This is a genomic window from Kocuria sp. (assembly GCF_030530945.1).
Classification (GTDB): Bacteria; Actinomycetota; Actinomycetes; order Actinomycetales; family Micrococcaceae; genus Kocuria.
The window spans coordinates 36,659-45,348 of the sequence record NZ_JAUMTZ010000015.1; the positions used below are offsets into that span (position 1 = coordinate 36,659).

Below are 8,690 nucleotides of genomic sequence, written 5' to 3' on the forward strand. Positions count from 1 at the left end.
GACCTCCCCCGAGAGCCCTCTCGCCGCGCACACGGTGGGAGGGCTCTCGCGCGCTCCGACCCATCCCCGCACATGTGCTTTCCGCGGTGAGGACCGTGGTAAGACATTCACGGACGAAAGGACACCGATGCCCGCATCCCAGGCGCACGCCCGTGAGAACGCCCAGAACGCCGCACCGCCGGAGGCTCCCATGAACGGACGGCTGCGGCTGGTCGCCACCGTGGCCACGTTCGGCGGTCTGCTCTTCGGCTACGACACCGGCGTGATCAACGGTGCCCTGCCCTCCCTGGTCACGGACCTGCGGCTCACCCCGTTCCTGGAGGGGCTGGTGGCCTCCATCCTGCCCTTCGGCGCGGCCTGGGGCGCGGCGTTCGGCGGCCGGCTCGCGGACCGCTTCGGGCGGCGTCGTCTGCTCACGGTGCTCGCGGTGGTGTTCGTGGCCGCCACGATCGGGTGCGCCACCGCGCCGACCGTGGGGGTGCTTGTGGCGTTCCGTGCGGTGCTGGGACTCGCGGTGGGTGCGTCCTCGGTGATCGTGCCCGTGTTCCTCGCGGAGCTCGCGCCCGCCCACCTGCGCGGGCGGGTGGTGGCCCAGAACGAGCTGATGCTCGTGGGCGGGCAGGCGCTCGCGTTCGTCTTCAATGCCGGGCTGGCCACGGCGTTCGGGCACGTCCCGCACGTGTGGCGCTACATGCTCGTGCTCGCCACCCTGCCCGCCTTGGCCCTGTGGATCGGGATGACCGTGGTGCCCGAGTCCCCGCGCTGGCTCGCCAGGAACGGGCGCTTCGAGGAGATGGCGCGCGTGCTGCGCCGGATCCGTGAGGAGGCGTACGCGCCGCGGGAGGCGGAGACCGTGCGGGAGCTCGCCGCGCAGGACGCGGAGCGTCCCGCCGCGGGGGTGCTGGACCTGGTGCGGGTGCCGTGGATCCGCAGAATCTTCGGGATCGGTGCCGCGATGGCCGTGATCAACCAGATCTCCGGGATCAACGCCATCCAGTACTACGGCGTGACCGTGCTCCAGGACTCGGGCTTCGGCGGCAACGGCGCGTTCTACGCCAACATCATCCCCGGGCTCGTGGGCGTGGCCGCCGTGGCACTCGCCATGGTGCTGCTCAAGCACGTGGGCCGGCGCCGCCTGCTGCTCACGGGCCTGGTGGGCACGGCGTCGTCGCTGACGCTGTTCGCGCTGTCCTACCTGCTGATCCCCGAGGACAGCGCCGCCCGGGCGTGGGTGGTGCTCGCGTGCATCGTGGTGTTCGTGGGGTTCGAGCAGTGCTGCGTGGGAACCGTCACGTGGCTGTACATGTCCGAGATCTTCCCGCTGTCCGTGCGCGGAGTGGGCATGGGCGTGTGCGCGTGGCTGCTGTGGATGATGACCTTCGTGGTGGGCCTCACCTTCCCGCTGCTCACGAACGCGCTGGGCGTGGGGTACACGGTGCTGATCTTCGTGGCGCTGCAGGTGCTGGCCCTGGTGTGGGTGCACCGCGTGGCCCCGGAGACCAAGGACCGCACCCTGGAGGAGCTGGAGCAGCACTTCCGTGGTGCGTAGGGGACAATGGTCTGTCGCCCCGCACCACCCGATCCACCACGTGAGGAAACCGTCCGTGTCCTGTGAAGCCAGCGTCGTCGCCCCGTCTGAGGAAGCCGGGTGCCCGCAGTGGGTGCCCCAGCCGGACGTCGCCGCCCGCGCGCGGGAGCTGAGCGAGCGCTTCGAGCGGGCATACGGCCGCGCACCCGTGGGGGTGTGGGCCGCGCCCGGACGCGCGAACCTCATGGGGGAGTACATCGACTTCTCGGGCGGGATGTGCCTGCCGTTCGCCCACCAGTACGTGACGCTCACGGCCGCCGCGCCGCGCACGGACGGGGTGCTGCGCGCACTGTCCCTGCAGGACGCGGACGAGTCCGTCGCGGACCACCGGCTGCGCGAGGCCCGCGTGGCGGAGATCGCCCCCGGCGCGATCGGCGGCTGGTTCGGCTACGCCGCCGGGGTCGCGTGGGGCATGAACCGCGTGGCCGCGGGCGCCTCCGCCCACCCGGTGGCCGTGCCGGAGCTCGGACTGCCCGCGGAGTTCGGCGCAGACCTCATGGTGGACTCCAGTGTGCCCATCGGCGCCGGGCTGGCCTCGTCCGCGGCCCTGGAGTGCTCGGTGGCGCTTGCCCTGCACTCGCTGCACACGGGCGAGGACGACCCCGACGACGCCCGCCGCCGCGCCCTGGCCCGCGCGTGCATGGACGCGGAGAACTACATCGTGGGTGCGAACACGGGCGGGCTGGACCAGACCGCGTCCCTGCGCTCCCACGCGGGGGAGACGCTGGCCCTGGACTGCCGCGACTTCGACGCCGCCCGCCTGCCCGCCGATCCTGCCACCGCGGGTCTCGCGTGGCTCGCGGTGGACACCCGCGCCCCCCACCGGCTCGCGGACGGCCAGTACAGCTCCCGCCGGGACGAGTGCGAAGCCGCTGCCGCGGTCCTCGGCGTGCCCCGGCTGCGCGACGCCCTGCCCGTGCACCCCACCGAGGACGACGCCGCCGCGGTCCTCGAGCGCTTCGACGCCCTCGTCTCCTCCGGGGCCACCCTGCGCGGGAACCCGGACGGTGTGCGCCTGCGGCTGCGGCACTCCCTGACCGAGATGGTCCGCTCGGTGCGGATCGCGGACCAGCTCGCCTCCCCGGACCCGGACTGGCCGCTCGTGGGCCGCCTGCTCGTGGCCGGCCACGAGTCCATGCGCCGCGACTGCCAGGTCACCGTCCCGGAGCTCGATGCCGCCGTGACCGCGTGCCTCGACGCGGGCGCCCTGGGCGCCAAGGTGGTGGGCGGTGGCTTCGGCGGCTCCGTGATCGCCCTGGCCTCCGCGGCGGAGCTCGATGTGCTCGCAGCGTCCGTGTGCAGGTCCTTCGCGGAGCACGGCTTCCGCGACCCCCTGTTCCTCACCCTGACCCCGTCGCCCGCTGGGCGCCGGGTGCGCTGAGCCCAGGTCCCGGGAGGCACCCGTGTTCGCAGCCCACACCTCCGCCCGCCGGCTCAGGCGCGGCCTCGCCGCCCGAGACCATGGGGACGTCCCGGAGGCCCGGAAGCTGTTCGAGGAGGCCCTGCGCGTGGCCCGGCTGGGGGATGCGTGGTGCGCGGCGGGTGACGCGGCGTCGTCGTGGGGGGACCTGGAGCGGGATACCGGGAACCTGACCGAGGCAGAGCACCACTACCGGATCGGCGCCGTCCAGTACCGGCGGGCGGAGCGCTCCGCGCGCTCGGCGCGGGGGCGGGTGCGGTGCCTGGAGGAGCTGGGGGACGTGCTGCTCGCCCTCGGGCGGCCGTGGGACGCCTACCGCGTGTTCCAGGAGGGCGCCGAGGCTGCCGGCGTGGACCCCCGGGCCGTGGACGTGCGCGGGGCCGGGTTCGTCACGCGCGAGGACCTGCGCTGGACCTCCCACCTGGCCACGGCGGCGCAGGCGGCCGGGCGGCGCAAGCTCGCGGAGGAGCACTACGAGGCGGTGCTGCACGGGTGCGAGACCCGCCGGGACGTGGCCGGGCAGATTCTCTGCTGGCAGGGCCTGGCCGCCCTCGCGCGGGACCGGATGGCCTGGGCCGACGCCGCGCACTCCCTGGAGAACGCCTCGAACCTGTACTCGGCGCTGCCGGACCCCGAGGCGCACACGGACGAGTGGGTGGCGTGCCTGCGGGAGCTCGGGGCGGTGTGCAAGACCCTGGGCCGCCGGGACGAGCAGATCCGCGCATTCAAGCTCGCGGTGCGCCTGGAGCAGATCGCGGCCTCCGGGACGGGGCTCGCCGGGGACACCTCCGTCTGAGACGGCGCAGGGTGGGCGGCGACGCCGGGCGCACCACCGGCCCGGGCGACGTCGTCCGGAGCGGTGCGGCGGGGCGCAGGTGAGAGAATGTCAGGCGATGAGCACCGAGACGACTGAGACCGCGGACCGCGAACCGGCCGTGCTGAACCTGAAACCGTTGCACCTGGGCCCCCTGACCGTGGATGTGCCCGTGGTGCTGGCCCCCATGGCCGGGGTGACGAACAAGTCCTTCCGGAAGCTGTGCCGCGAGTACGGCGGGGGGCTGTACGTGACCGAGATGGTCACCGCGCGCGCCCTGGTGGAGCGCCGTCCGGAGTCCCTGCGGATCATCCACCACGACCCGGACGAGACGCCGCGCTCCATCCAGATCTACGGTGTGGACGCCGTGAACGTGGGCGAGGCGGTGCGGATGGTGGCGCAGGAGGACCGCGCTGACCACATCGACCTGAACTTCGGCTGCCCGGTTCCCAAGGTCACCAAGCGTGGCGGGGGCTCCGCCCTGCCGTGGAAGACAGACCTGTTCCGCGCGATCGTGAGCACCGCGGTGCGCGAGGCCTCCGTGGCGGACATCCCGGTGACGGTGAAGATGCGCATCGGCATCGACGACGAGCACCAGACCTACCTGGACGCCGGGCGCATGGCCCGGGACGAGGGCGTGGCCGCCGTCGCCCTGCACGGGCGCACCCTGGAGCAGCACTACTCGGGCACCGCCAACTGGGACGCCATCGCCCGGCTGCGCGAGGCCCTGCCGGACATCCCCGTGCTCGGCAACGGGGACATCTTCTCCGCCGAGGACGCGGTGGCCATGGTGAACCACACGGGTGTGGACGGTGTGGTGGTGGGCCGCGGCTGCCAGGGGCGCCCGTGGCTGTTCGGGGACCTGCAGGCCGCGTTCGAGGGCAGCCCGCGCCGCTTCCGCCCCGGCGTGCGCAAGGTGGCGGAGACCGTCTACCGCCACGCGGAGCTGCTCGCGGAGGAGTTCGGGGACGAGGCCAAGGGCTGCCGCGAGATCCGCAAGCACGTCTCCTGGTACTTCAAGGGCTACCCCGTGGGCGGGGAGCTGCGCGCGAAGATGGCGCAGGTGCCCACGCTCGCCGCGTTGCGCGAGCTGCTGGACCAGCTGGACCTGGACGCGCCGTACCCGGGTGCGGACGTGGAGGGACCCCGCGGCCGCGCGGGCTCGCCCAAGAAGCCGCACCTGCCGGACGGCTGGCTGTCCTCGCGGATCCTGGGTGACGCCGAACGGCTGGGTCTCGCGGCCGCCGAGCTCGACGTCTCGGGAGGCTGAGCACCGTGCACACCCCGGACAGGCTGGAGGCACTGCCTCCCGGCTACACGACCACGGACACCGAGCGGTTCGTCACCGAGGACCACCACAACCGCCACCGCAGCCACTTCGAGCGGGACCGCGCCCGCGTGCTGCACAGCTCCGCCCTGCGCCGGCTGGCTGCGAAGACCCAGGTGGTGGACCCGCAGACCTCGGACTTCGTGCGCAACCGCCTCACCCACTCCCTGGAGGTGGCGCAGATCGGGCGGGAGCTCGGCAAGGCACTGGGCTGCGATCCGGACGTAGTGGACGCCGCGTGCCTGTCCCACGACCTCGGCCACCCGCCGTTCGGGCACAACGGGGAGACGGCGCTCGCGCAGCTGACCCGGGGGATCGGCGGCTTCGAGGGCAATGCCCAGACCCTGCGCCTGCTCGTGCGCCTGGAGCCCAAGATCGTGACGCCCGCGGGGGAGCCCGCCGGGCTCAACCTCACCCGCGCCACGCTGGACGCCACGTGCAAGTACCCGTGGTCCGCCGCGGACGCCCCGCCGCGGCCGGACGGGCGTCCCAACCGCAAGTTCGGCGCGTACCAGGACGACCTCCCGGTGTTCGAGTGGTTCCGTCAGGGCGCGGTGCCGGGCCGCAAGTGCCTGGAGGCGCAGGTGATGGACCTCGCGGACGACATCTCCTACAGCGTGCACGATGTGGAGGACGCCGTGGCCGCCCACGCCCTGCAGCTGGAGCTGCTGGCCGAGCCCGCCCAGCGCGGTCGCGTCATCGAGTGCACGCGCGGCTGGTACCTGCCCGAGGCCACGGATGTGGAGCTCGACGCCGCCCTGGCCCGTCTGGAGGCCACCCCCGCCTGGGTGCCGCGCATGGACGGCACCCGCGCGGACCTCGCGCGGCTCAAGAACATGACGAGCCAGCTCATCGGACGCTTCGCGATGTCCGCGGTGGAGGCCACCCGGGAAGTGGCCGGGGACGAGCGGCTCACCCGCTACCGGGCCTCGCTGGTGGTGCCGTGGGAGACGCAGCTGGAGATCGGCGTGCTCAAGGGCATCGCCACCGCGTTCGTGATGACCGTGCGGGACGCCCAGCCGCTCTACGACAACCAGCACGAGATCCTCACCATCCTGGTGGAGGCCCTCATGGAGACGGACGGCCGGTTCCTCGCCACCGAGTTCGCCGCGGACTGGCGGGAGCTGGGGGACGGACCCGGAGCAGAGGCCGCCCGGCTGCGGCTCGTGGTGGACCAGATCGCGTGCCTCACGGACCACTCCGCGGTGGCGCTGCACGACCGCATCCGCGGGACCAACTGGCGCACGGGGGACAAGCCGCTCTGGTGAGGTGCGCAGCCCGGGTGGCGCGGCGGCGTCGTGCTCCGGGGGCACTGCACACCCGCCCGGGCGGCGTCGGACGGGTTTGACCCCGTTGCCTACACTGGGCCAGTGGCCGGACTGATCAAGCGTGAAGACATCGACGAGGTGCGGGCGCGCACGGACATCCGCGAGGTCGTGGAGCAGTACGTGACGCTCAAGCCCGCCGGGATCGGCTCCTACAAGGGTCTCTGCCCGTTCCACGACGAGCGCTCACCGTCCTTCCACGTGCGCCCGCAGATGGGCACGTACCACTGCTTCGGCTGCGACGAGTCCGGGGACGTGATCGCGTTCCTCATGGAGATGGACCACACCCCCTTCACGGAGACCGTGGAGCGGCTGGCCGCGCGCATCGGCTACGAGCTGCACTACGAGCAGGGTGGCGCTCCCAACCGCGAGGAGGTGGGCCGCCGCCAGCGGCTGCTGGACGCACACAAGGTGGCCGCCGAGTTCTTCCAGCGCAACCTCTACACCCGCCAGGCCGCCGCCGCGCAGCGCTTCCTGGGGGAGCGGGGCTTCGACCACGACGCCGCCCGCACCTACGGCGTGGGCTACGCACCGCAGGGGTGGTCCAACCTGCTCCACCACTTGCGCAACCAGGGGTTCACGGACCAGGAGCTCAAGCTCACCGGCATGTTCTCGGAGGGCAACCGCGGGCTCTACGACCGCTTCCGGGGCCGTCTCATCTGGCCCATCCGCGCGGTGGCCGGCGAGGTGATCGGTTTCGGCGCGCGCAAGCTGTACGAGGACGACCAGGGGCCCAAGTACCTCAACACTCCGGAGACCCAGCTGTACAAGAAGTCCCAGGTGCTCTACGGCATCGACCTGGCCAAGCGACCCATCGCCAGGTCCAAGCAGGTGGTGGTGGTGGAGGGGTACACGGACGTCATGGCGTGCCACCTGGCCGGGGTCACCACGGCGGTGGCCACGTGCGGCACGGCGTTCGGCGCGGAGCACATCAAGATCGTGCGCCGCTTCCTCTCCGACGACTCCGCCGGCGGCGAGGTGGTTTTCACGTTCGACGGCGACGCCGCCGGGCAGAAGGCCGCGCTGCGCGCCTTCCAGGAGGACCAGCGGTTCGTGGCGCAAACCTACGTGGCCGTGGAGCCCCACGGTATGGACCCGTGCGATCTCCGCCTGGCCCGCGGGGACGTGGCCGTGCGGGACCTCGTGGAGACCCGCACCCCGCTGTTCGAGTTCGCGCTGCGAGCCACCATCAGGGAGTACGACGTCAACAGCCTGGAGGGGCGGCTGCGGGCCATGCGGGCGTGCGCACCCATCGTCGCGCAGATCCGCGACCCCTCCTTGCGCCCGGCCTACGCCCGGGAGCTCTCCGGGTGGCTCGGGATCGAGACGGACGAGGTGGTGCGCGCGGTGAGCGCGGCGGCGAAGTCCGCGCAGCGCGGTGGCTCGGGGCACGCCGGCTCAGCGTCTGCCGGTTCCGGGCCTGCCGGTTCCGCGCACGACGGCGCCCGGTCCCGGCCGCAGACCCAGGAGGCCGGGCGCGGGGCCACGGGCAACGATCCACGGGGTGCCCGTGGCGCCGCGGGCGCTCGCGGCGACTCTCCCGGGGAGTCGGAGGGGCCGCGTCCCGTGGAGCTGCCCGACCCCCGGGAGCCGGTGTCCCGGATGGAGCGTGAGGCGCTGGAGGTGGTGCTGCAGGTCCCGGACCTCGTGCCGGCCTCCTACTGGGAGCACTTCGAGTCCGCGGGCATGACGTACCGGGTGCACCAGGTGGTGCACGACGCCGTGGTGGGTGCCCGCGCGGATCTGGGTGACCAGCTCCAGGGCGGGCGCGCGTGGCTGGAGGCCGTGCGGAACCACCTGCCCGAACCTTTGCACGGCTACCTCGCGCAGCTGTCCGTGACCCCGCTGCCCGCGGCCACCGAGCAGCAGATGCGCAACTACGCGGTGGGCGTGCTGACCTCGCTGGTGGAGATGCACATCAACCGGGAGAAGTCGGACAAGCTCGCCCACCTCAACCGGCTCAACGCCCAGCGCGAGCCGGACCTCTACCAGCGGCTCAACCGCGAGCTCCTGGACCTGGAGCTGCAGCGGCGCAGCCTCATGGGCGTGTGACCCCGCCGCGGGAGCCACAGACGTGTGGGGTCGCGTGGCCGGGCGATTTGAGGAAGCCTGGAGGGGGCTGTAAAGTATCGTCTCGTTGCTGAGCAACACGTGCATTCCCCCGTAGCTCAATTGGCAGAGCATTCGACTGTTAATCGAAGGGTTACTGGTTCGAG

Annotated in this window: 6 protein-coding genes; all 6 read left to right on the plus strand. The window is 72.6% G+C overall.

Translation table 11 applies throughout. The features are described 5' to 3' along the window. Positions 1-127 precede the first annotated feature (127 nt). Complete coding sequence (locus tag Q4A22_RS10925; protein ID WP_303179415.1) at positions 128-1,549, plus strand: sugar porter family MFS transporter; 1,422 nt, start codon at positions 128-130, stop codon at positions 1,547-1,549. 55 nt (positions 1,550-1,604) lie between these two features. Next, positions 1,605-2,969 carry a galactokinase family protein gene (locus tag Q4A22_RS10930; RefSeq protein ID WP_303179417.1) on the plus strand — a complete coding sequence of 455 codons (1,365 nt, stop codon included), beginning with the start codon at positions 1,605-1,607 and terminating at the stop codon, positions 2,967-2,969. Between the two features lie 22 nt (positions 2,970-2,991). Next, positions 2,992-3,804 carry a hypothetical protein gene (locus Q4A22_RS10935; protein ID WP_303179418.1) on the plus strand — a complete coding sequence of 271 codons (813 nt, stop codon included), beginning with the start codon at positions 2,992-2,994 and terminating at the stop codon, positions 3,802-3,804. Between the two features lie 97 nt (positions 3,805-3,901). Continuing rightward, a complete protein-coding gene (gene dusB, locus Q4A22_RS10940) occupies positions 3,902-5,092 on the plus strand; it encodes a tRNA dihydrouridine synthase DusB (RefSeq protein WP_303179419.1) in 1,191 nt (396 codons plus the stop codon). 5 nt (positions 5,093-5,097) lie between these two features. Then, complete coding sequence (locus Q4A22_RS10945) at positions 5,098-6,417, plus strand: deoxyguanosinetriphosphate triphosphohydrolase (protein ID WP_303179420.1); 1,320 nt, start codon at positions 5,098-5,100, stop codon at positions 6,415-6,417. Positions 6,418-6,519: 102 nt separating this feature from the next. Further along, complete coding sequence (gene dnaG, locus Q4A22_RS10950; protein WP_303179422.1) at positions 6,520-8,526, plus strand: DNA primase; 2,007 nt, start codon at positions 6,520-6,522, stop codon at positions 8,524-8,526. Positions 8,527-8,690: the final 164 nt, after the last annotated feature.